The organism is Niameybacter massiliensis, from assembly GCF_001282685.1.
Classification (GTDB): domain Bacteria; phylum Bacillota; class Clostridia; order Lachnospirales; family Cellulosilyticaceae; genus Holtiella; species Holtiella tumoricola.
Map to the genome: position 1 here is coordinate 890,148 of NZ_LN875035.1, position 21,774 is coordinate 911,921.

Sequence of the window (21,774 nt, forward strand, 5' to 3'; positions counted from 1 at the left end):
CTCCCCCTCTACTCTTCATAGATCATTTTAACGGTCATGCCACCATCTATTACAAAATTCGCTCCTGTTATAAACCCTGCATCTTCACTGGTCAAATACGTAATAGCTTTTGCTACATCCTCTGGTACGCCTACACGACCAGTTAAATGTTGCATATGATCTTTTTCTCTTAGGGCTACAAACTTTCTATCTTTCTTTTTCTTCCATCCATTTGTTTCAATCCACCCTGGACATATGGCATTTACACGAATCTTAGGTCCTAAACTTGCTGCTAATGAATGTGTAAGTGCAAGTAATGCACCTTTTGATGCTGAATACGGCTCTGTATTAGGTTCACTCATAAGTGCCCTTGTAGATGCAATATTTACAATGTTTGCTCCTTCTCCTATCATATACGGTACACAGTATTTTGTACACATATACGCTCCTGTCACATTCACACGTAAAACATATTCAAAATCTTCGATTGTTGTTGTAAATAAATTCCCCTGTGTCTGAGCTGCTGCATTATTAATTAAAATATCAATTTTGCCATATCGCTCTGCCACAGCAAAAGCCATCTCTTTTACAGAATGTTCATTACTTACATCTGTGTGGATGAACAGTGCATCTAAACCTTGCTCCTGTAAAAGTGCTTCGACTTCACGTCCTGCTTCTTCATCAATTTCTGCAATAATGACACTTGCTTTACGCTTTGCAAACTCTACTGCTGTACATGCGCCTATCCCTTGTCCGGATCCTGTAATCACCACTACTTTATTTGAAAAATCCATTTCACACCTCCAAGGCAGATTTAGTGCTTTACTCTATATTTTATCAAAAAAATACTAGACTGAAAAGAAGTTGTTATGAAAAAAACACATAAGTTTTACTAAACTTATGTGTTTTAAGTGTATTATTTCTAAATATTAACCGTTGTATCGAACAAACTATCGTTATTTGCGATACTCGTCGCATTTCCGAATACACAGTATTCATTTTGTTCAAGTACTTTTCGAATCGCTTCCGCAAAACTTCTAAGAGTCTCATTAGTTGTATTAAAGATTTCATCTCGTGTTTTTTGAATATCTGCTTCTGTTGTGTCAACAAGAGCATAAACCTGTGCTGTATAGCCTTCTGTAGATGCCGTATATGGGAAATCCATACCACTAATGGTTCCAATTAAATACTGTACCATCTCACGCTCACTTAAGTTAAGATTTTCTACATAATCAGGTAACTTTCTATAAATTTCTAAAGTCTTTGCAACATTTGGGTCACGATAAGAAACAAAGAACATATTACCGCTCTTTCTAAAATCTGCAAAACAACCATAGGCTCCATTTTTCACACGTACTTCGTTCCATAGATAATCCATAGAAAGAATCGTTTTAAGCATTAAATACCCACCATGATATTTAAAGCCTAATTTCTTAAAGTTATATCCCATTGCTACATAGTTAACATTCCCTGGATAAATGAGTCCTTCTCTTATTATACGAGGCTTAAATTCAAACGCTGTAGTTGGTATAGATGTGCTTTCTAATTGATTTAACCCTTGCTCTACAGCTTCCATACATGGATTTACAAGCTCCTCATCTACTGTAAGACCAATTGTATAGCGACTACGGTTCATAAAGACACTATATGCTTTCTTTAAGTTAGCAATCACTTCATCTTGGTTTGTATCCCATTCTTCATCAATCTGACAGACTTTCTTATAGAACACAAGACCTTTTGTAAGTTCATCAAAATACTCTGCTTGGCTAAATCCAGCAAGAAGTACACTATAAGCTATCTTATGTCCATCACCACTTAAGGACATCTCCATCATTGATTTCATTTCTTTAATAATTTCACGTACACGACGTTTATCATCAAAAGAAGTTTCATTTATAATGGTATGGACTAATTTTACTTGCTCCTCTAACTGATTAAACAGTGCTTTTGTTTTAACAACAAAAACTTTTTTAAACGTATTTTCTTGATTTACTTTATGCAATGCTTGAACATGGAACTCTATACCACCTAAATGCTCATCAATTGCCATAGATAAATCTTCATAAGCGTAAGACTTTGTATCTAATTTACTCAGCATACCTACTAACATACCAAGGTAAGGTAAGCTTTCCTCTTCTACACCTTCTAAATCAATAAAATGGTTGAGATAAACTACTTGGTTTGTGAAGATCGGGCTAATGATATATTCTGTATCATTCTTTTTATCCTTTTTAAAACGAGGGAAGTTAGTCTTACGATCTAGCTCTTCTCTTTTTAGAAGTGGTATAGATTGAATCGCTTCTAAAGCATCTGGTGTTTGTTGAGATTCATTAAAAGCCAATGTCTTATTAATGTAAGCCTGTAATGTTTCTTCGTCCCAACTTTCTTTAATTTTAGCAAGTTTATTCTTTACCTTTTCTTCAATAATAGCATCTAAGCCAACTTTAGGTTCAATAGTCATCTTAATGCTATGTGTATTATTTAAGAGATACTTCTCAATTAGGCCTTCAAAGTATCCTGTATCTTTTTTAGCTTTTAAGTTTTCAAGTAACGTTTCATATCTTAAATAAATAGTTGGGTCTTCATCATAAATCCAACTTTTCATTGTTCCAATATACCAAAGTAAACCTTTTGAATAGCCTTTAAAATCTCCTTCACGAAGTTCAAATTCTTTAACTTGAAGAGCACCATTTAATAATGACCTTGGAATACCTTTTTCTACTAAACTATGAAGTGTTTCTTGAATGACTTCGTAGAAACGTGCTTTTTTGTCCTGATTTACATTTTTCGCCATAATACTGAAGATTGGCTGTTTTAAATGGGTTTGGAATGCACCAAATGCATCTTCTCCTATGCCTTCACTAAGAAGTGCTTTCTTAAGTGGAGATGCTGGTGTTTCAAGTAATACATATTCAAGTATTCCAAGTCCCACCATTAATTCGCGATCTACTGTTTCCCCTGTCACACAGTTATAAGAAACATAAAGTTGATTTGGCTTATCTTCTGTAACAGAATAATAAGTTGTAACTTCTTTTGCTTTTTCAAATGGTGCTTGCTTAGCTATTTGTGAATCTACTGGTTGGTATTCAAAATGAGATAAGTAATCTTTGTCAATAAAGTGAAGCACTTCTTCTATATCTAAATTACCATATAATCCAATATAACTATTAGATGGATGATAGTACTTTTTGTGGAAAGCTAAAAAGTCTTCATAGCTTAAATCTACAATTGCTTCTGGTGCGCCACCTGATTCATTATGATAGGTTGTATCTGGGAAAAGAGCTTCTTTAATTTTCCTAAAACCTACTTCTTCTGGAGAAGAAAAGGCTCCTTTCATTTCATTATAAACAACTCCTTTATATTCAAGAGGTGCTTCTTTATCTTCAATATGATAACGCCATCCTTCTTGCATAAGAATCGTATCATTTTTATAAATATTAGGGAAAAATACTGCATCTAAATACACATCCATTAAGTTATGGAAGTCTGCATCATTTTGACTTGAAATAGGATAAATTGTTTTATCTGGATAAGTCATTGCATTAAGATACGTATTAAGTGATCCTTTAGAAAGTTCAATAAATGGATCTTTTAATGGGAACTTACGTGATCCACATAATACAGAGTGCTCAATAATATGAGGTACTCCCGTACTATCATGAGGTGGTGTACGGAAAGCGATTCCAAAAGTTTTGTGCGGATCATTATTTTCCATATATAAAATGCGAGCTTTTGTTTTGTCATGCTCATATAAATTAACTGTACAATCTATTTCTTTAATATACTCTGATTGTTGCAAAGTATATCCTTTTACATTGTGCGCCATGGCATTCTCCTTATTATTAATTCTTATTTTATAAACTCAAGTTTATCATTTTTCTATTGTGCACGCAAGTTATTAATAAGTGTGCTAACCGTTACAAATTCAACATTTTGAGCTTGTAACTTAGGAATCATTGCTTTAAGTGCAGCTGATGTATGAGGACCCTTTTGCGGTCCTACATGTCCGATAACTATGGCATATCCCTTTTTCTGTGCCACTTTTAGAGCTTCTTGTAATTGACCTATTACATATTCTGTTGTTGGTGTATTATCAAGAAATACATCTCTTTCTAAATAGGTAATCTGTTTTTCATTAGCAAGTGCTAATGCCACATCATTTTTACAAGTTTTGCTATCTACAAAGTAAAATCCTTTTTCTTTTGCAAAATTCATCAACGCACCCACAATGGTTTTATTTTGCATAGCACGTGACCCCATATGATTATTCATTCCTAATGCATATGGAATTTCTTCCATTGCAGATTCTAAAGTTGTTTTTACTTTATCTACTCCCATTCCTGTTGTAATGCCCTTAGGACCTAGCCAATTAGGTTTGCCATTAATAGGTTCAAGAGGAACATGTAAAATAATTTCTTTGCCTGCTGTATGAAGCTTCTCGGCATCTTCTTTGGCATATGGCATACCTGGAATAACGGCTCCTGTTAAAGGTATTGGGAGATTAGCAATAGCATCTGTACCTGCCATTTGATTTCCAAAATCATCTATAATGACAGCAATATATAATTTTTTATTGACCTGCTCTTTGGTTGCTGTCTCCTCGGCATAAGTTGAATAGGAAAGTCCCATTAATACAATTAATGCACAAAAAGTGAGTATTATACCTTTTAATGATTTTTTCATAATCATCACCCCTTTCAAATCCATTATGCTTAGTATGTGTTTTTATCAAAAAAAAACACTTGTTTTAAACAAGTGTTTTAATGAGCTAGAAATTTTTCTCTACATTCCCAGCTACAGAAGAAATATTCTTTTCCATCTTTTAAAATACGATAAGCATCTTGTTTTAAAAGTTCTTTCCCACAAATTGGGTCAATCACTAAATCTTTTGGTACTTCCTCTACAGGTTGTATAGTAGTTGGCATATTTTCTATAACTTTGACTTCACCATTGACAATGGAAATACCTTTAACGTTAGGATTGTCTTTATAAGTTTTCATGACTTTTCTTATTTTTATTGTATAGCGTATTAAATTAAATAAACTAAAAAGCATCATAATAAGAAAAACATTAATTAAAGCATCTAAAATAAATTCAAACATATAGTTTCCTTTCTTCAATTAGAACTAATGCCATTCTACCTCAATCATATGAATTTATTTTGAATATGAGAACGCACGAGATAAATCTTCAATAATATCCTCTACATTTTCAATACCTACACTTAGACGAATAAGAGTTGGACTAATGCCTGCTGCTACAAGTTCCTCATCATTCATCTGTCTATGTGTAGAACTTGCTGGATGTAAAACAGCTGTTCTTGCATCTGCTACGTGCACAACAATTGCTGCAAGTTCTAAATGATCCATAAACTTCACAGCATCTTCTTTAGTTCCTTTAATTTCAAATGAGATTACCCCACTTGCACCTTTTGGCAGATACTTTTTCGCTTTCTCATATTGGCTATTACCTTCTAATAAAGGATAGTTTACACTAGCCACTTGTGGATGCTTATTTAAAAACTCAGCAATCTTTAAAGCATTCTCACTATGTCTATCCATACGAAGATGTAGTGTTTCAATTCCTAAATGAGTTAAAAAAGCATTTTGAGGACTTATACAATTCCCCATATCTCTTATAAATTGTACCCTAGCTTTTGTAATATATGCAGCCTTCCCAAAAGCTTCTGTATAAACTAATCCATGATAAGAGTCATCTTTTGTAGTAAATCCTGGGAATTTACCATTTGTATAATCAAACTTTCCACTATCAACAATAACCCCACCAATACATGTAGCATGTCCATCCATATATTTAGATGTAGAATGAACAATAACATCTGCACCGTATTCAAATGGTCTACAAAGATATGGTGTTGCAAATGTATTATCTACAATTAATGGTAAGCCATGACTATGTGCAATTTCTGCCCAGTATGTAATGTCTAATACATTTAAAGCTGGGTTAGCAATAGTCTCACCAAAGATTAATTTTGTATTTGGACGTACTAATTTTGCTACTTCTTCAGCTGTTGTATCTGGTGATACAAAACTTACTTCAACCCCTAACTTTTTAAAAGTAATCGCAAATAAGTTGTATGTACCACCATAAATGGTATTTAAAGAAATAAGATGGTCTCCTGCTTCACATAAGTTAAGTACAGCTACCATGGTTGCTGCTTGCCCTGAAGATGTACAAAGTGCCCCTACCCCACCTTCTAATGCATTAATTTTATTTTCAAGTGCCTCAACTGTTGGATTACTAATACGTGTGTACATATGTCCTGGCACTTCAAGATCAAAAAGCTTTGCAACATGTTCTGTAGAGTCGTATTTATAAGTTGTACTTTGATAAATTGGAAGGACACGTGGCTCGCCGCTGGCCGGTTCATATCCAGCTTGAATCATCTTGGTTTCTATTCTCCAGCTCTTCTCTTTCATTTAAATTCCCCTTTTCTTTTGTAAAAATCTTATATGACTAGATGTATTTTAAGAAAGAACGATCCTCTTCTTCATTTGAAGCATCTTCACCTTCTGTTTCCTCTTCATCTTCTTCGTAGTCGTCCTCTTCGTCTTCTTCATCTTCTGTTTCACTTTCAGAGTCTTCGCTACGTTTAGCTGCCTCTTCAGCTGCTTTAATATGAAGAGTAAAGTTCTTTTGAATAAAGAATGAACATAATGCAATCGTTAAAACAGGTGAAATTACAAGCATAAGTGGGAAGATTAAAGAACTATATTGTACTAAAATTGCAATCCCTACCATAATAATGCTAGATGCTAAATGCTTATGTGAAAGTACAAATGCTGTTAAGAAAATGCCTTTTCCTTTCATATGGAATCTAGATAATAAGGCAAAAACATAAATTGTCATAATAGCAGTTTCTAGCACTAAGAAAAGAGCAAGCCCTGTTAATAAGAAAGATGGTGTTTTACCCATATTCATTAAGATTAAACGGTATAGGAAGCAAGAAAGCCAAAGAATACCTACTCCTATTGTAAGTGGTATAGATGTAAGGAAGTTTTCTTTAAAGCTTTTAAAGAAATCTTTTGTTACATAGGCATCTTCACCTCTAATTTTTTTACCGTATACATAAAATACAGCTGTTGTAGATGCACCTATTGTGATAATTGGTAAGCTACAAATAATCCAGTAAAAAGTTAAAATTAATAAATCGGCAATTTCAGTCCCCACGCGATACACTGGACCATCTAAATCAAATATTTTCACTTTTAAAACCTCCTAGTCGTTCTTGTTGTTGTGAGTGATGTGTGTATTATACTACATTTTCACTTAGTTTTCTATCATGTTTTACAACTCTTATATAGTATTTTAAGGGATTTATGTGTAGAAATTATAATAAGTATAGTATTTTTAACTTTACTATAAATAATACTTGAAATTTAATTTTTAAGGTGTATAATTATACATAAATAGTTATATATATAATTTCATCTAATGGAGGGATTTAATTATGAAAGAAAAAGTTGTTTTAGCATATTCCGGTGGTTTAGATACATCTGTACTTATTCCTTGGCTTAAAGAAAACTATGATTATGACGTTATTGCAGTATGTATTAATGTGGGTCAAGATGCAGAACTTGTAGGCTTAGAAGAACGTGCACTTAAGATGGGAGTAAGCAAAGTATACGTTGAAAATGTTAAAGATGAATTTATGAAAGACTATGTATTTCCTATGATTCAATCAGGTGCTATTTATGAATCTAAATACTATTTAGGTACTTCTATTGCACGTGCTGTTATTGCAAAAACACTTGTTAAAATAGCTGAAAAAGAAGGTGCCGTTGCAATCTGCCATGGTTGTACAGGTAAAGGCAACGATCAAATTCGCTTTGAACTTGGTATTGCAGCACTTGCACCACATCTTAAAGTCATTGCACCATGGAGAATTTGGGATATTTCTTCTCGTGAAGAAGAAATTGCATATTTAGAAGAACGTGGACTTGAAATACCTGTCAAAAAAGATGATAGTTACAGCCGTGACCGTAATATGTGGCATATCTCCCACGAAGGTCTTGATCTTGAAGATCCATGGAATGCACCTCTTTATGACAAAATCCTTAAACTTGGTGTATCTCCTGAGCAAGCACCCGATGAGCCAACTTACATTACTTTAACCTTTACTGAAGGTATGCCTACTCACCTTAATGGCAAAGAAATGGATCCTTCCCATCTTCTTGAAAAGTTAAACGAACTTGGTGGTGCAAACGGTATTGGTATTGAAGATATTGTAGAAAACCGTGTCGTTGGTATGAAATCTCGTGGTGTTTATGAAACACCAGGTGGAACGATTCTTTATAAAGCCCACGAAGAACTTGAGCACCTTACACTTGATCGTGAAACATACCGTTTCAAACAAGAAGTTGCCCTTGAGTATGCTGACCTTATTTACAATGGAAAATGGTTCACACCACTTCGTGAGGCACTTGGTGCTTTTGTAACAAGTACTCAAAAAGTTGTTACAGGTGAAGTAAAACTTAAACTTTACAAAGGTAACGTTATTCCACAAGGTAGCCAATCACCATACTCTCTTTATAGTGAAAACCTTGCAAGCTTTACAACAGGTGATCTTTATGACCATCATGATGCTACAGGCTTTATCAATCTTTATGGCCTTCCATTAAAAGTACGTGCACTTATGGAAGCTAGCCATAAAAACAATAATTAAAATCATACTTATACAACTATACACTATGAGGAGGCCTGACTATGAAACTTTGGGGCGGACGCTTTGCAAAAGAAACAGATGCTTTGACTGATCACTTTAATTCTTCTATTTCTTTTGATGCAAGGCTATATAAACAAGATATTATTGGAAGTGTTGCCCATGTTATGATGCTTGGCAAACAATCCATTATTAAAGAGGAAGAAGCCGAAGAGATAAAAGCTGGGCTTCTCTCACTTCTAGAAGCTATTGAAAATAATGAAGTGACTTTTAATGAAAAAGCCGAAGATATTCATATGAATATTGAAACTCTACTTATTTCTCGTATTGGAGAAGTTGCAAAGAAAATGCATACTGGGCGTAGCCGTAACGATCAAGTTGCTCTTGATATGCGTCTTTATGTTATGGAAGAAATCTGTACCATCAAAAATTTTTTACACGACTTAATGGAAGTTATTGTTAAGGTAGCCAAAGAACATACTGAAACCATTATGCCTGGTTATACCCATCTGCAACGTGCACAACCTATTACTTTTAGTCATCATCTTATGGCCTATTTTGAAATGTTCAAACGTGACTATCAAAAACTAAGTTTTACATATGATATGACAAGTAGCCTACCTCTTGGTAGCGGCGCTTTAGCTACAACTACTTATCCTTTAGATCGTGACCATGTAGCACATGCACTTGGCTTTAATGAAGTATGTGCTAACAGTATTGATGGTGTATCTGATCGTGATTTTTGTTTAGACCTTATTTATAATCTAAGTCTTATGATGATGCATCTTAGTCGTTTTAGTGAAGAAATCATTTTATGGAGTAGCCATGAATTCCATTTTATTGAACTAGATGATGCATACAGTACAGGAAGCTCTATTATGCCACAAAAGAAAAATCCTGATATTGCTGAACTGGTTCGTGGTAAATGTGGCCGTGTCTATGGGGACCTTATGGGGCTGCTTGCTACGATGAAATCTCTTCCTCTTGCCTATAACAAAGATATGCAAGAAGATAAAGAACGTACTTTTGACGCTATTGATACCATCAAAATGTGCTTACCTATTTTTACAGCTATGCTAAATACAATGACAGTACGCAAAGATACCATGTATAAAGCAGCTTCTGGTGGCTTCACTAATGCAACGGATGCTGCTGACTATCTTGTAAAAAAAGGTGTGGCCTTCCGTGATGCCCATGAGGTAATCGGTAAACTTGTGCTCTACTGTGTCACACATAGTAAAGACTTAGAAAACTTATCATTAGATGAATATCAAGCGATTCATCCTATTTTTGAAGAAGATATTTATGAAGCCATTTCACTTATTACATGTGTTAATGAACGTAAGGTTAAAGGTGGACCAAGTAAAGAAGCTGTTACTGCACACCTTCATGCTGCTGATACTTTCTTAAATAATCTCTAACCTTTTAAAAAGCCTCTTACACTACGTAAGGGACTTTTTTTATAGCAACTTCTCTAGTATTTTAAATTTTTTCTTTATTAGAATACTAGGCTCCATATTCTTTATAAAATAAAAGGACGTCGTATTCTTCAAATACGACGTCCTTTATTTATACCTATGCATCTCTTGCTACTTTTTCTTGAAGACTAAAATAGTTGAGAATTTCATCTAAATGTTCTTCAAAGATTTCTAGTACCTTGCAAAAATAAATATTATTAAGTGGAATGACCTCTTGCCAATGGTTATAAATTTCTAAAGCTTCTTTCCTTGTTGGCGCATTATAAAAGCGCTTTAAGAAATGAGGCATGTCCCAACTCATAAGGGGCATTTCTTCATCTATATTGGTGGCTGCTGTCTCTTCCATATATCTTAAGACATCTTCTCCAAATACTTCTTTCAAATTATTAGAAATAGTATCAGGCTCAATGATAATGAGTGTTTGAGGTCTTAAAATATAGATCATTTCACTATAACATTCTCGCATGGGTACACTTATATAATTAAGTCCTTCTGGATAATGCTTAAGCCATTTAAAAAATAAGCTTAAGTCTTTCACTGGAAAATAGGTCATCTCATGATTAGTATCTGGCTGTATAACTTGTACGATACCTTGCATTACATCTTCTTTAATTTTTAATCCCGTCATCAATTCACCATCCTTTGTTTAAGTATTACCTACACAGTATTTTTTAAACAAGGAACAGTAAGCTTTTCAGATTATTTTATCCACTTCAAAACACTTATACCTAATGGTGGTATATTCATACTTACATATTGATCTCTTCCTTGGCACTGACCTTCCTTAGCTTCTAGTTTTCCATTAACAATACCACTTCCACCATACTCCGTTGCATCACTTGCAAAAATTTCTTCATAAGTTCCAAGTTTATCAACACCAATATAATGTTCCTTATAAACTTCTGGTGTAAAGTTAACAACTATAATAAGGTCATCACCTTTTTTCTTACCTTTGCGCATAAACGCAATAATACTTAAATCTTTATTATCACAATCAATCCATTCAAATCCTTCATAAGTATCATCTAACTGCCATAAGCATTTCTCTTTTCTATATAGATGATTAAGGTCTTTTACATAGTGTTGCATTTGTCTATGTGGTTCATATTCTAAAAGGTCCCATGTTAACTCACGGGCTTCTGTCCATTCATTTGTCTGAGCAAATTCATTGCCCATAAAAAGTAACTTTTTGCCTGGATGCATAAACATGTATCCATAGCAAGCTCTTAAATTGGCAAACTTACGCCATTCATCACCTGGCATCTTATAAATCATAGGACTCTTACCATGTACAACCTCATCATGAGAAAGCGGTAAAATAAAGTTTTCATTAAAAGCATACATCAAACTAAAAGTAATCTTGTTATGTTCATACTTTCTAAAGAAAGGATCTGTTTCCATATACTTTAAGTAGTCATTCATCCAACCCATATTCCATTTAAATCCAAACCCAAGTCCACCTTGATCAACAGGATGTGTAACTCCTATCCAATCTGTAGACTCTTCTGCAATCATCATGACACCTGGATATTTTTCATATACCACCGTATTAAGACGTTGTATAAACTCTACTGCCTCTAAGTTTTCTCTTCCACCATATTTATTTGGAATATAACTTCCTTCTCTTCCAAAATCTAAATAAAGCATAGATGCTACTGCATCTACCCTAAGTCCATCAATATGGTAACGATCAAACCAAGACAAAGCACTATTAATAAGGAATAAACTCACTTCTTTACGTCCATAATTAAATATTAGAGTTCCCCACTGCGGGTGACATGCCTGTTCTTCAAGAAAATGCTCATATAAAGCGCTCCCATCAAACTTTTCAAGTCCAAAGGAATCTTTAGGAAAATGGGCAGGTACCCAATCCAGTAAAACCCCTATTTGATTACGGTGCATCACATCAATGAAGTATTTAAAGTCATCTGGTGTCCCATATCTGCTTGTAGGTGCAAAGTAACCTGTTACTTGATATCCCCAAGACCCATCAAAAGGATGCTCCATTGTACCAATAAGTTCAACATGGGTATATCCCATATCTTTCACATATTTGGCTAATGCATCCGCTAATTCACGGTAAGTGTAGAACGTACCATCTTCATGTTTTTTCCATGACCCCATATGTATTTCATAAATGGATATAGCTTCTTTGTACCATGCTTTTTTCTCTCTACGCTCCATCCATTTTGTATCATGCCATTTATAACTTTCTTCCGGGAAAATACAAGAAGCTGTATTGGGTCTTAATTCACCCATCATAGCATAAGGGTCTGCTTTATAAATCACCACATCATATGCTGTCTTTATTTCATATTTATAACAATCTAAATCCTTTAACTCTGGAATAAAAATCTCCCATACCCCTACTGATGGAATAAAGCGCATAGCATGTCTTCTTCCATCCCATAAGTTAAAGTTCCCTACTACACTTACACGTTTTGCCTCTGGTGCCCATACAGCAAAAAGTACGCCATCTACGCCATCTCTTGTTGTAAAATGTGCGCCGAGTTTTTTATATAATTCATAATGTGTACCTTCCTCTAAAAGTGTAATATCTTCTTCTGGAAGAAGTGTTGTAAAACTATATGGGTCTATATACTCCCATGTATTCCCCTGTGCATCTGTACAAAATACCCTATATTTGAAAAGATGCTTTCTTCTTGGCAAAGCTCCAAAGAAAAGGCCTTCACCCATTGACTCTAATTTATAACGTCTTTGTCTGTCGTCAATTGGTGCTATTGCAACTTCCACCGCCCCCGGCATATAAATGCACGCTGTAAGTTGTTCTCTCCCTTTTATCTGATATGTATGTAATCCAAGTAAGGAATGTGGCGCTTTGCATTCACCTTTTAATAGGCTACTTACTAAATCTTGATTTAATAAATTAAATTTTTCCATTTTTATCACTCCTTAACACTATTCTAACTACTTTTAGCAAATAATTCAATAAATTAATCCATATTTTTACAACCTGGATAGAATTAGACTTGCAACTTCTTTATAAATTGTATATTCTTAATAGAGCATTAAACGTGAAAGGAACAATATACTATGGATAAAAATCAAAAATCTATTTTTGCTGCTATATCTTATTCTTATATCTCTATGATAGAAGATTATTTAAATGTATTAAAAAATCCTTGTGCTTCTACTTTTGAGTATTTTGATCAAGATGTAGCTGGCATTTTAAAAGAAATGGGAACACTTTTCTTAACCCTTCCAAACCTTCTTAACGGTGAAAGTGAATTCAAAGAGACTTATGCAACAAATCTTGTTAACTACCGCATAGCTTTAGAAGAAAAATACCGTAGTCTAAATGCTTATAAAAGAGAGCTTATGCATCTGACATCTCTTTATAACTTAAAAAGTTCAATTACTGAAAGTACTTATGAAGACTATCATCTGACAGAAGATGATGCAAAAGATATGGACTTTGGGTTACTTGCTAAAGATTGTAGCACTTTTGTATTTGCAGAAAAAACTTCAAAAAAACGTCAAGAACGTGCAGCAAGTTTACTTCCATACGTTCCAATGCGTATGACAAAAGAAAGTTTCTTAGCTTACGTAGAAAAAAGTCTTGCTAAAGTAAATATTGAAGATTCAGTAGAAAGTGCTGAGTTTTTAACAAGCGTACTTCGTCAATTATTTGATGGACGCCTTTACACAAACTATGGTGAAAGCTTCCAAGATATTTATCATGGTTTAGAAGACTTAGCAGCAATTAATGATGCTGAAGAATTCTTCGAAGAAGCTGACCTTACAAATGAAACAATAGATTTCGCATTAGATCTTATTCAAAATCTTTATCATATGATTTGTACTTTTAGTACCTTGCTCATTTTTGATGAACTCACTTTTGAAACACTTACAGACTTACACGTAAGTTTCTATGACTTATTCTGTACCATTCAAAACATCTTAAATGAGAGTGAAGACAAAGATATCTTCCTTGAATCACTTCCTGAACGTGTATCTACACTTAAAGAAGAAATCTATCCAAACTATAAAAAAGCTTGTGAAACACGTAATCCTGGTCCAATCTTCACTCTGATCCTAACTTACAATAGCATGTCTGTTAGTCATGTATTTGGATTTGATGCAAGTAAGCATCGTCCATACAGTGAAGCTGTTCTAACCATTTTTAGTGACTTTATAAGTGATTTACGTAATAGATTATCTTCAATGGAACCTGTACCTCGTAAATTACGTATGCAATACTTCATGTCAGTTGTTCCATTCATTATGAATGAAGAAACTTTCTACAAATATATCATGCAAGGTTTCCAAAATGTAAGTGATCCAAAACGCAATCTCTTCACAATGATGTATTTAAGTAATGTACTTGAAGAGAGTGGTTACTTCCAAGCATTACCTGGTGGTAATGATGAAGGTTATGTACCTTACGACTCTGAATATGATTACCATGATGACAGCCCACTTTATGGCACTGAAGAACATTCACATGATCATGAATGTTGCGGTGGACATGGGCACCACGATCACGACCACGACCATGAATGCTGTGGTGGACACGGACACCATGATCACGACCATGAATGTTGTGGCGGACACGGACACCACAATCACGACCATGAATGTTGTGGCGGACACCATCATCCTGAAGATAATAAATAAAAATAAAGGAGGTATTGCCAAATGCAATACCTCCTTTATTTCTTTCTTTGTTTCTCTCTTCATTTCTAACATTGATTCACTTCTATGACCTGCTTAGCATCTTCTTGTGCTAAAACTCTAAATACAATTATAAATGCAAATACTAGCATAATAGCATCTGTAATAGGTTGTGCATAAATAAACCCTTCAAACCCTGCTAACTTATTTAAAATGATAAGAAGAGGTACATATAAAATGCCTTGACGTGCAATAGAAAGAATTAAGGCAGCTATACCTTTACCCATAGCTTGTACACTTGTTGTTGTAACCATTTGTCCACCAATAAAAGGAAGTGAGAAAATTAATGCTCTTAAAATAGTTGTACCAATCTCTACCACTTCTTGGTCTGGTGTAAAGACACTAATCAATCCACTTGCAAAAATACCAAATAAAGTAGCTAAGCATACACCTATAATAGAAGTAATAATAATTCCTTTTTGAATGATTTCTTTCACCCTACTATGATTTTTAGCACCATAGTTAAAGCCTACTAAAGGCTGACATCCTGCTGCAAATCCCATGAACACAAATGTACCAATTGTCATAATCTTCATCGCTACGCCCATTCCTGCAACAGTTAACTCACCATAACCAATAGCAATATTATTGGCAATAATCGTTGCAAAACTCATGAGCATTTGATTAAGTGAAGCAGGTACACCAATCTTAAAAATTTCTCCATAAATTTCTTTATCAAAACCAAATTGCTTTGGATGTATGCGTAATAAAGTCTTCCCTTTTGCGAAGCTCCATATATAATAGGTAAGACCAAGGAAGTTACCTAGTACAGTTGCTAACGCTGCCCCTACTATACCTAAATCAAACACAAAGATTAAGATAGGGTCTAAAATGATATTGGCAACTGTTCCAATCATCATACCGATCATTGCCTTCATTGCATCGCCTTCTGCACGTAAAAGTTGGCCAAATGCATAGTTACACATAACAGCTATACTACCCATAAACATAATACTTACATATTGTTTAGTATAGGTGAAAGTAAGCTCTGTTGCACCTAGCATCTTAACTATTCCATTTGTACTCAAGAGACCACCTATTGTTACAATAATACTTAAGATAACAAGTAAACCTGTAGCAATAGTCGTAACGCGATTAGCTTCCTCATAATTTTTATTTCCTAAGCATCTTGAAATATAGGAAGAAGCCCCTGTTCCTATAATACCTGCTATAGCCATAAGCATCATAAAGATTGGCAGTGCCATATTAGATGCTGCAAGCTGATTTGCATCTCCTAGTCTTCCTATAAAATATGTATCCACTAAATTATAAAATACTTGTACCATCATGCCCATTACCATAGGTATAGACATCTTAAAAATTGCTTCTGCTACTGGTGCCTCACTCATTAATCTAATTTTTTTATTATCCATTTTTATCACCCCTCAACTTTTCTTGCAAACTCTGCAAGCACATGCACTGCCTGCTTTATTGCTTCTAAATCTTCTTTATTGGTTGTATGAAACATTTTTCCTGCTTGATTCCCCATGTGTTGTTGCATCGTCGTGGCAACTTCTCTTCCTTCAGTTGTTAAAACAAGAGAAATTTTCCTTCTATCTTCTTCGCTACGTATACGTTCTAAATAACCTTTTTGAATCAAGCTATCTACAACTGTTGTAAATGATCCTTTCTCAAGACCAACTTCCTCACTTATCTTTGTCATTGTATTTACATTATTTTTTGCAACTGCCATCAATACGTGAGCCTGAGTACGATTTAGATCTACCTTCATCTCAACTGGATTGCAGCTTTTATGAAAATTTCTTATAAACTGATGTAATACACTTATATCTTCAAAAAATCCTTTATCCATCATAGATCCTCCATGCCTATAATTAGTTCGAAAAAATACTGTTAGATTTCTAACCTTTTTTAGTATACTCCCTTTCATACTTTTCATCAAGTCTCATTTTATTTTCTATCCATATAAAAAGGTACATATATAATAGGAGGCTAATAGCCTTCTATTATATATGTACCTTTTTCATTCTATTGAATTAGCTTTTCCATGGTCTTACTTTTCCGAGCCATCCCATCTTCTCCCAATGTGCTACATCTACATCATTGAGACCTATTTTCTTTTGCATAAGTCTACACCCATAGAACATAAGCTTTACTTTCACTCTAGGTATCATAGTATCTTGTCGCCTTTTGATTTTGGTGGCAACCTTTAGAATATCTTCTTTCATTTTATCTTGTTGGTCTTTTTTTATTTCTGTCCAATGGGCTGCCCATATAGGTTTTTTATAACTATAAACCCTTCCTACTCCCCAAAAATCCAAACTATCCTTTACATCCTTAACTGTAGATTTCATGCCCGCCCCTGCTGCTGTACTAATTACAAGAGCTTGTTTGTGAAACATCTTACCATTTAATTGATGTACCATCCACCAAAAACCAAAGTGATCAAGGAGCACTTTAACCTGCCCTGGTACATGGAAAACATAGACAGGTACAGTAAAAATAATAAGCTCTGCTTCCTCAAATGCCTCTTGAATAGGTTTTATCTGATTATAAGCTAGACATTTCTCTTGATGCCCTTCAAAACATTTAAAACATCCTGTGCAAAATTGGTTCATATCTTTCGGCAGAAAGAATGTTTTCACTTCATCCTCACCTTTTAATGCATCTATTACAGTCTGAGCTAAATGATAAGTTGTTGAACGTTCCTTACGTCCTGTACCATAAATAACGGTTATTTTCATGCCTTTCCCCCTATTATTATTAAGGTGCTAATTCAATATCATAGGTAAAGTAATTAATATTAGAATCTTCATAGATTGTCTGGTATTTAAATACATCTTTAGTGGGATCAAATTCATAACTTATAATACGTATGCCTGCTCCTTGTATATCATATACCACTAAATTCAAGTTATTATTTTCATCTAGATAGGTTGAATAATCTATCTTACCTAATTGATTATTCACGGGCCCAAAGATTGGATAAACTTTGTCACCTTCACGCACAATAATCCCCCATCTTTGTCCATCATCTAATACAAATGCTCCCTCTTCATCTATCCCTGCATCTGTATATCCTTCTATACTAAAATGTCTCTCTCCAATCGTACATGCTTGTTTTCTAAATAAGTTCATCCCATCCATGTCATTTCCTGAATGGGTCGCTACAATTTCCTCTACCCTATTCTCTACAGGATTACTCACTTTTACAACGGGAATAGCAACTTGCTCATTACTCTCATTCACTTGATTTTCCATCATTTCTTCAAGCTTATTAAATACTTTAGAAGCCATGTCATCGGACAAATTTTCCAGTTGTTTTGCATTCAACGTCACTGTATCTTCTTGTGTAAAATTAGGTTTTAAATTGACTGAATCACTCGCTTTGCTATAAGTTGCCTGACACCCTCCAAAGGCTAAACCTAAAACTAAAATACCCCCTAAAAGTACTTCCGTTTTTCTTCTCATGGTACTCCTCCTGCATTGCTTATTTTTCCTCAAAAGAATTATACCATATTTTACCATATTTTTAAATTCTTTCTACTTGTTTATTCAAATCTTTTAATTCATTTATAAGTTATAGCCTTTTACTTATAGGCCACCTCTCTTTCTAATCCCTTTTCTCTACTGTTTTGAAAGTACAAAAAAACTACCCTAACTTTCTAGGGTAGTCCTTTTTTAATCTCTAAATTTAATAAATCCTTCACCCATCTCTTCTACAATTGCAAGAGATTCAATTCTTAACCCTTGCTCCCTTAATGCATCACCTCCACCTTGGAAACCTTTTTCAATAGCAATACCAGCACCTACTACTGTTGCACCAGATTGGCCTAAAATATCAAATAGTCCTATAAGAGCTTTTCCATTTGCAAGGAAATCATCAATAACAAGTACACGATCCTCTTCAGTAATAAACTTTTTACTTACACGAATCATATATTCTTTTTGGTGTGTAAATGAATAGACTGGGCTTGTATAAAGATCGCCATCTAAGTTTTTTGATTCAGATTTTTTTGCAAATACTACTGGCACATCAAAATGTCTTGCTACAATACAAGCAATACCTATTCCCGATGCTTCGATAGTTAAGATCTTAGTAATTTTTTCGTCTTTAAATCTTCTTTTTAACTCCTCACCCATGGCATCAAATAAAGTAATATCCATTTGATGATTAAGAAAACTATCTACCTTTAATACATTCCCACTTTTTACTACACCTTCAGTTAAAATTCTATCTTTTAATACTTGCATTTTCATTCTCCTTTTCAAAATATGTCCAATCCTCTTTAGTGTCTAAGTCTTGAAGTTCTCTGGCATCTTCTATTTCAAAGTAAGTGACATCTTCTAAATGTTTCTTAAGAATAACTTTGCCACCTTTATCACCTTGTAACTTCTTAAGCTCCTCCACATATTGATGGTGGAAAAATACTGGATTGCCTAAGTTTTCACCTTTTTTAGCACATAATATGCCTTTTTCTGTAACCTTATACCTCTCAATCATAGCCTGTATAGTATCTATACTTAATGCTAATTGGTCTGCCACTAAGAAGCCATATACATCTGCTTCTCCTGCTGCTTCAAGACCTAGAAAAATAGAATGGCTAATGCCTTCTTCTGGTACAGGATTAAGTACAACTTGTATCTTCTTGCCACATGGGTTGACACCTTTTAGAGTTGTTTCATTGGTTACGAGTATAACCTGTTCAATTCTAGATTCTCTTTGTGCAAGTTCTTCAATTTTTTGTATGAGGCATCCAATGACTGTACTTCTACCATAGGACTGAAGCAATTTGTTTTCTCCAAATCTTGTGCTTTTCCCAGCGGCTAAAATGATCAATTTAAAGATATAAGGCACTTTGCTTTCCATTTCTCTCTCCATCTCATTTTTTAGTTATGTAGACTTACTTTTGTTGATTGTATAAGTATCACCGCTAACATAATTGCCCCCATAAAAGAAGTCAAAATGCTAATCGGTAACTCTGCTGGAAAGAGTGTCCTAGCACATGTATCTGCTCCTAGAAGTAGTATTCCTCCAAAACACATAGATGCGCATGCACAACTTAAATCTTCCCTTTTTGTATAAAGCTTAGCAAGATGTGGGGCAATAAGGCCAATCCAACTTACTAAACCTACTACTGAAATAATAGTTGCTACGATTAAAGTAGCCATACCTAGTGCTAATAAGCGTACCTTTTTTACAGATACACCTAGTGCTTGTGCTTGTTCATCTCCTAGCATCAGCACTTTAAGCTTCCATCTTAAGCTAAATAATATAATCATACCAACTGCTACACAAAGGCCTACTAGCACTACTGTATTATAATTGGCATTATAAAAACCGCCCATTAGCCAAAATTCAATACTAGGCAAGTGCTTTGTAGGATCTGCACTATATTTCATAAGCATAAGACCTGAGGATGCAATAGAACTCATTACAATCCCCCATAATACAAGGCTCAAAGTCTTATGCGTTGACCTTCTTGCTAAAGTTAATGTTAAAGTAACAACTAAAATTCCACATATAAAAGCAGTAGTTCCTACTATATAGAAACTTCCACCTAAAAATACCATTGCAAAAGCTGCTCCAAAAGAGCATCCCGAACCTACGCCTAATATATCAGGTGACACAAGTGGATTTCTAAAAACAACTTGATATACATGACCACTAAGTGCAAGTCCACACCCTGAAAGTATAACAAGTAATATACGTGGAATACGCATTCCAAATACAACTGTATGAGCCATTTTCTCTGGCTCTAAACCTATCAAAGTTTTTAAAACCTCTATAGGAGATAAATTATAACGTCCTAGACCTAGGCATACGATACTTAAGCCTAGAAGCATCACTACTAATACAGCTGTTTTAACCTTTACTTTTTGTAGGCTCATAGGCCAAGTGCTTCTTCAGTAACTTCAATGTTATAAAATTCCTTGTAGAAATTCTTTGCATCCGCTATGTAGGCATCTTGGCTATAAAGATCTGGATGAAGATCATTTAAAAGCCAAAGCATACCTAGCGCTGCTGAAGGCGTTGGATAATCCCATGGCTCAATTGAGGATGGGAAGAATTTAACATTTCCAGCTTGTACAGCTTGAATCTCTTTATAATTTGCCTCATCTGTAATCGCTGTCAAATCATAATCCGCATACCCCACTGCGTAGATGTATTCTGGATTCCATTTTAAAAGCTCTTCATTTGAAATGGTTTGCCAGTATCCATCTGTTAAATCCTTAGATACATTTTCACCACCTGCAAGTTCAATTAATGCATTTTGATACATTTTGCCTGTACATGTTACAAGTGGATTACCACTACCTGCAAAATAAACACTTGGACGTGCTTCTAAATCTTTTGTTGCATCTTCAACTTTTTTTGTTACCTCATCAAAATAATTTAAAAGTTTATTTGCTTCTTCTTTATGGCCAATTGCTGTCCCTATTAAATCAATACATTCTAAGAATTGATCCATACTTTCAGGTTCAATTGCAATAACAGGAATATCTAGTGCTTCAATCTGTGGAATAAATGATTCTAAGCGATAAGGTAAAATAATAAGATCTGGATCAAGTGCTAATGCTTCTTCTACGTTAAATGTTTTTCCTGAACCTACTGCTGGTAATTCTAAGAATTCTGGTGCAGCTTGTTTGTAGATTTCTCTTGTATCTGCTTTCATCTCAAGGCCAACTACTTTATCTTTTGCATCTAAAGCAATAAGCATGGATGAAGATATGTAATAAGAAGAAACAATACGGTCAACTTCACCTTCTATTGTTACTTCTCTCCCTAACTGGTCTACAACCGTTACACTATTCTTTGTGTCAACACTCTGTGCTTCATCTTGAGTATCTTGCTCTTTAGTTTGTACTGGTGCTTCATCTTTTGGCTGCTGTGCAGTATTTTGTGGCTGACTACTACATCCTACAAGTAAACTCATTCCCAATACTAAAAACATAAATTTCTTCATACTCCCACCT

The 21,774-nt window shown here is 34.5% G+C and carries 19 protein-coding genes; 3 read left to right on the top strand and 16 right to left on the bottom strand.

Annotated features, from left to right (window positions below):
* Positions 1-8 precede the first annotated feature (8 nt).
* The 6 genes from BN2390_RS09930 to BN2390_RS09955 all read right to left on the bottom strand — a co-directional run bounded on the left by BN2390_RS09930 (position 9) and on the right by BN2390_RS09955 (position 7,206).
* Positions 9-773 (bottom strand): glucose 1-dehydrogenase, encoded by a 765-nt coding sequence (locus tag BN2390_RS09930; RefSeq protein WP_053984201.1) that lies wholly within the window; start codon positions 771-773, stop codon positions 9-11.
* 128 nt (positions 774-901) lie between these two features.
* Complete coding sequence (locus BN2390_RS09935; RefSeq protein WP_053984202.1) at positions 902-3,805, bottom strand: insulinase family protein; 2,904 nt, start codon at positions 3,803-3,805, stop codon at positions 902-904.
* Positions 3,806-3,858: 53 nt separating this feature from the next.
* Positions 3,859-4,662 (bottom strand): divergent polysaccharide deacetylase family protein, encoded by an 804-nt coding sequence (locus BN2390_RS09940; protein WP_053984203.1) that lies wholly within the window; start codon positions 4,660-4,662, stop codon positions 3,859-3,861.
* Between the two features lie 77 nt (positions 4,663-4,739).
* Positions 4,740-5,081, bottom strand: coding sequence for a YHS domain-containing protein (locus tag BN2390_RS09945; protein WP_053984204.1), 342 nt, complete (start codon positions 5,079-5,081; stop codon positions 4,740-4,742).
* A 54-nt stretch (positions 5,082-5,135) separates the two neighbouring features.
* Positions 5,136-6,419, bottom strand: a complete 1,284-nt coding sequence (locus BN2390_RS09950; RefSeq protein ID WP_053984205.1) for an O-acetylhomoserine aminocarboxypropyltransferase/cysteine synthase family protein — start codon at positions 6,417-6,419, stop codon at positions 5,136-5,138.
* 37 nt (positions 6,420-6,456) lie between these two features.
* Complete coding sequence (locus tag BN2390_RS09955) at positions 6,457-7,206, bottom strand: YesL family protein (protein WP_053984206.1); 750 nt, start codon at positions 7,204-7,206, stop codon at positions 6,457-6,459.
* Between the two features lie 244 nt (positions 7,207-7,450).
* On the opposite strand from BN2390_RS09955, the gene BN2390_RS09960 reads away from it, so the two are divergent.
* Both BN2390_RS09960 and argH read left to right on the top strand, forming a co-directional pair.
* Complete coding sequence (locus BN2390_RS09960; RefSeq protein ID WP_053984207.1) at positions 7,451-8,665, top strand: argininosuccinate synthase; 1,215 nt, start codon at positions 7,451-7,453, stop codon at positions 8,663-8,665.
* Between the two features lie 41 nt (positions 8,666-8,706).
* Positions 8,707-10,083, top strand: coding sequence for an argininosuccinate lyase (gene argH, locus BN2390_RS09965; RefSeq protein ID WP_053984208.1), 1,377 nt, complete (start codon positions 8,707-8,709; stop codon positions 10,081-10,083).
* A 154-nt stretch (positions 10,084-10,237) separates the two neighbouring features.
* Here argH and BN2390_RS09970 read toward each other — a convergent pair whose 3' ends face one another.
* Together BN2390_RS09970 and glgB are read right to left on the bottom strand one after the other, a co-directional pair.
* Complete coding sequence (locus BN2390_RS09970; RefSeq protein WP_053984209.1) at positions 10,238-10,768, bottom strand: hypothetical protein; 531 nt, start codon at positions 10,766-10,768, stop codon at positions 10,238-10,240.
* A 71-nt stretch (positions 10,769-10,839) separates the two neighbouring features.
* A complete protein-coding gene (gene glgB, locus BN2390_RS09975; RefSeq protein WP_053984210.1) occupies positions 10,840-13,041 on the bottom strand; it encodes a 1,4-alpha-glucan branching protein GlgB in 2,202 nt (733 codons plus the stop codon).
* A 153-nt stretch (positions 13,042-13,194) separates the two neighbouring features.
* Here glgB and BN2390_RS21705 point away from each other — a divergent pair, with 153 nt between their 5' ends.
* Entirely contained in the window at positions 13,195-14,778 is a 1,584-nt protein-coding gene (locus BN2390_RS21705; protein WP_053984211.1) for a hypothetical protein, read from the top strand.
* A gap of 65 nt (positions 14,779-14,843) precedes the next feature.
* Here the strand turns inward: BN2390_RS21705 and BN2390_RS09985 are convergent, their stop codons facing one another.
* The 8 genes from BN2390_RS09985 to BN2390_RS10020 form a co-directional block, all read right to left on the bottom strand.
* Complete coding sequence (locus BN2390_RS09985; RefSeq protein ID WP_053984212.1) at positions 14,844-16,208, bottom strand: MATE family efflux transporter; 1,365 nt, start codon at positions 16,206-16,208, stop codon at positions 14,844-14,846.
* Positions 16,209-16,213: 5 nt separating this feature from the next.
* A complete protein-coding gene (locus tag BN2390_RS09990) occupies positions 16,214-16,648 on the bottom strand; it encodes a MarR family winged helix-turn-helix transcriptional regulator (RefSeq protein WP_053984213.1) in 435 nt (144 codons plus the stop codon).
* A 184-nt stretch (positions 16,649-16,832) separates the two neighbouring features.
* The gene (locus tag BN2390_RS09995) at positions 16,833-17,540 is read right to left on the bottom strand and encodes a flavodoxin family protein (RefSeq protein ID WP_053984214.1); all 708 of its coding nucleotides are present in this window, start codon (positions 17,538-17,540) and stop codon (positions 16,833-16,835) included.
* Positions 17,541-17,559: 19 nt separating this feature from the next.
* Entirely contained in the window at positions 17,560-18,267 is a 708-nt protein-coding gene (locus tag BN2390_RS10000) for a hypothetical protein (protein WP_053984215.1), read from the bottom strand.
* A gap of 210 nt (positions 18,268-18,477) precedes the next feature.
* A complete protein-coding gene (locus BN2390_RS10005) occupies positions 18,478-19,050 on the bottom strand; it encodes a xanthine phosphoribosyltransferase (RefSeq protein WP_053984216.1) in 573 nt (190 codons plus the stop codon).
* On the bottom strand, positions 19,031-19,666 hold the full coding sequence (locus tag BN2390_RS10010; RefSeq protein ID WP_053984217.1) for a nucleotidyltransferase family protein: 636 nt from the start codon (positions 19,664-19,666) through the stop codon (positions 19,031-19,033). The genes BN2390_RS10005 and BN2390_RS10010 overlap by 20 nt, the downstream gene beginning before the upstream one ends.
* Before the next feature lie 20 nt (positions 19,667-19,686).
* Complete coding sequence (locus tag BN2390_RS10015) at positions 19,687-20,688, bottom strand: FecCD family ABC transporter permease (RefSeq protein WP_053984218.1); 1,002 nt, start codon at positions 20,686-20,688, stop codon at positions 19,687-19,689.
* Positions 20,685-21,764, bottom strand: coding sequence for an ABC transporter substrate-binding protein (locus BN2390_RS10020; protein WP_053984219.1), 1,080 nt, complete (start codon positions 21,762-21,764; stop codon positions 20,685-20,687). The genes BN2390_RS10015 and BN2390_RS10020 overlap by 4 nt, the downstream gene beginning before the upstream one ends.
* Positions 21,765-21,774 lie beyond the last annotated feature (10 nt).